Source organism: Streptomyces hirsutus (assembly GCF_001418415.1).
In the GTDB taxonomy this organism is placed as follows: Bacteria; Actinomycetota; Actinomycetes; order Streptomycetales; family Streptomycetaceae; genus Streptomyces; species Streptomyces hirsutus.
The window spans coordinates 1-2,737 of record NZ_LIQT01000380.1 but is presented as its reverse complement, the minus strand read 5'-3'; the positions used below and the strand labels follow the sequence as shown (position 1 = coordinate 2,737).

Genomic DNA, 2,737 nt, shown 5'->3' with positions numbered 1-2,737 from the left:
CCCAAGTCCCAGTTCACCGTGGGCTGTTCACGGATCGAGGTTCTGTTCGCGCAGGCCCCGGACGAAGCGTGGGAGAAGATCTCCTGCGGCGACGGCGCGAAGGGGCCCCGCGTCTACCACTGGGCAGCGGTGCGGCTGCCGGCCGTCGCCGAGTTCGACTATCAGGGCGAGGTCCCTCACCGGATGCGGTGGGCGCTGGCCCGGCGCAGCATCAGCAAGCCCGACGAGATCGCCTACTACCTCGCCTACACACCCCTTCAGGTCACCGTCCAGGAGCTGGTGCGAGTTGCCGGGGCGCGCTGGGCGATCGAGGAATGCTTCCAGGCCGCGAAGAACGAATGCGGCCTGGACCAGTACGAAGTCCGCCGCTACGTGGGCTGGTATCGGCACATCACTCTGGCCATGCTCGCGCACGCCTTCCTGGCCGCCACGGCACGCCAGCCCTGGGAAAAAGGGGCGGAACAGGTGGGACAGCCGGGGCCATCGAGCTCACAGTGGCGGAGGTTCGGCGACTCCTGGCAGCTTGTCGTGCCCGGCCCCCGCACCTGAGCGGACACCGAGGCCGACGCCACGCGCTGAGCTGGTCGAACTGGCGCCGCCGACGCCAAGCAGTCGCCCGCCGCTGTCACTACCTGCGGCGTTGTCGCACGATCGAGGGGCGGTCTCCGTGAGACCGCCCCCGCACGATCGAAGTCCCGCTACCCTCCAGCCGCCCGGCGAAACCCGCAGGTCAGACAGCAAAGTCCTGCTGGAGTACTAATACTCCAGCCGTAGATCGTGATCTTCACGTCTGATTCGCGGCTTGTCGGCTGTAATGGCTGGCTTGGGCTCGGGCCTGATGGCGACGTCGCCAGACGGACCAGCGGAGCCGGTGGGTCGCATCGCGCATGGGCCGGACTACGAGCGTCGTGAACAGTCGCTGAATCTCGTTGCAGGTGAGCGGGATCAGCCCGTCCGGGGCGGGACGGCGGGCGTGTTCGTCGGCGCGGACGACGGCGAGGAAGGCGTGAGCGAGCATGGCGAGGGTTACCCAGCGAGACCACGAGGTGAAACGGCGGACCTGGTGCTCGTCCAGTCCGGCCAGGCCCTTTCCGGACTGGAAGGTCTCTTCCACCCGCCATCTTGACCCGGCGACCCGCACCAGCGTGGCCAGGGGCACCGGGGCCGGCGACCAGCAGCGGTAGTAGGCGAGTTCACCGGTGGTGCGGTTGCGGCGGATCAGCAGCTGGTGGCTGCCGGGGCGGGGTTCGGCCAGGTCGATGACGGCCCAGTCGTAATAGCGGTGCCCTTTGGCGCCGGCCCCTGCCGACAGCTTCTGCCAGGCCCGCTTGGGCACCTTCGCGGCCAGCGCATCCGCGCGGAACCTCCCGGCATCGGTGGTGGCTTCGTGGGAACAGGCGACGGCGAGCACGTAACCGACCCCGCACTCTTCCAGCGCGGCCCGCAGCTTCGGGTTGCCGCCGTAGACCTCGTCACCCGCGACCCAGCCGACGCGGTGCCCGGCGTTAAGGAACCGGCCGATCATGCGGGTGGCGAGCTCCGGCTTGGTCGCGAAGACGGTGTCCTCGCCCAGTCCCGCTGCCCGGCAGCGGTCCGGGTCGCACGTCCACGAGCGCGGGATGTACAGCTCGCGGTCCACCGCCGCGTGTCCACGGTTGCTTGCGTAGACGAGGTAGACGGCGACCTGGGCATTTTCGATCCTCCCCGCGGTGCCGGTGTACTGGCGCTGGACACCGACGGTGTGCGTGCCCTTCTTGACGTCTCCGGTCTCGTCGACCACCAGCACCACATCTTCGCCGTGCAGATGTTCCAGCACGTACTCCCGCACGTCATCGCGCACCATGTCGGCATCCCACTTGGCCCGACCGAGCAGGTGCTGCATGCCGTCCGGACTGGCTTGCCCGGCCCACTCGGCGATGCTCCAGCAGTTCTTGCGCGGCAGGTCCGACAGCAACCCCAGCACCAGTTCCCGTACCCGACGCCGGGGTTCAACCCGCGCGAACCGGCCCGCTATCCGAGACATCAGGCCCTCGAACCCCTCCTGCCAGCGCGCAGGGTCTACGCTGTGCCCCGCGGCCACCGTATGATCGTTTGTCTTCACACACCGATGATCACCGGTGGCCGCGCCCGTCTTCACCACCCCTCGGTCACGACGTGCGAAGACGGGGCCGCATCTCTTCCGCGTCCCGCTCGGGGCGCGCAGCGTTCGCCCGCCGGCTGATGCCAGGAGGACACATGCAACGCGGTGAAGTCTGGTGGGTCGACTTCGACGAGCGACGCCCGGTCGTGCTGCTATCGGACGAGGAGTCATCCGGGTTCCAGGCGATGCAGGTCGTCGCTCCAGCGGGCGTCGACATCAGCGGCCTCGGCGTTGAAGTGGCCGTAGGCATCCTGGAAGGACTGCCCTTCGAAGGCGTGCTGCGGTTCGCGTTCCCGCGTCCAGGCTTTACTCCTTGCACATGGCTGACCACCGTGGCCCGGGACGACCTGATCGAGCGGGCAGGCGTGTTGTCCTCCGCGAAGCTCAGCGAGGTTGGAGAGGCCCTCCATACCGCTGGACAGAGGAGGGAGTGGACCCCGATGACGGCTGCCAGACTCCACGAGATCAAAGATGCCCGCCGTTTCGGAGGACTCGACGAGTAGCGGACGCCTCTACAGCCCACCCCGATCTCGACGATGACCGACGACGGCCCCCTCTCCGCCCCGCTCCAGCAACAAGATCACGATCTACGGCTGG

The 2,737-nt window shown here is 68.2% G+C and carries 2 protein-coding genes and 1 pseudogene; 2 read left to right on the top strand and 1 reads right to left on the bottom strand.

All coding sequences use genetic code 11. The features are described 5' to 3' along the window. Nucleotides 1–549 (top strand): annotated as a pseudogene (locus AOK11_RS26785) (IS701 family transposase); the annotation flags it as partial. Between the two features lie 235 nt (nucleotides 550–784). On the opposite strand, the gene AOK11_RS26780 reads toward AOK11_RS26785, so the two are convergent. Next, a complete protein-coding gene (locus AOK11_RS26780; protein WP_079035102.1) occupies nucleotides 785–2,023 on the bottom strand; it encodes an IS701 family transposase in 1,239 nt (412 codons plus the stop codon). A gap of 212 nt (nucleotides 2,024–2,235) precedes the next feature. On the opposite strand from AOK11_RS26780, the gene AOK11_RS26775 reads away from it, so the two are divergent. Further along, nucleotides 2,236–2,643 carry a type II toxin-antitoxin system PemK/MazF family toxin gene (locus tag AOK11_RS26775; protein WP_055596290.1) on the top strand — a complete coding sequence of 136 codons (408 nt, stop codon included), beginning with the start codon at nucleotides 2,236–2,238 and terminating at the stop codon, nucleotides 2,641–2,643. Nucleotides 2,644–2,737: the final 94 nt, after the last annotated feature.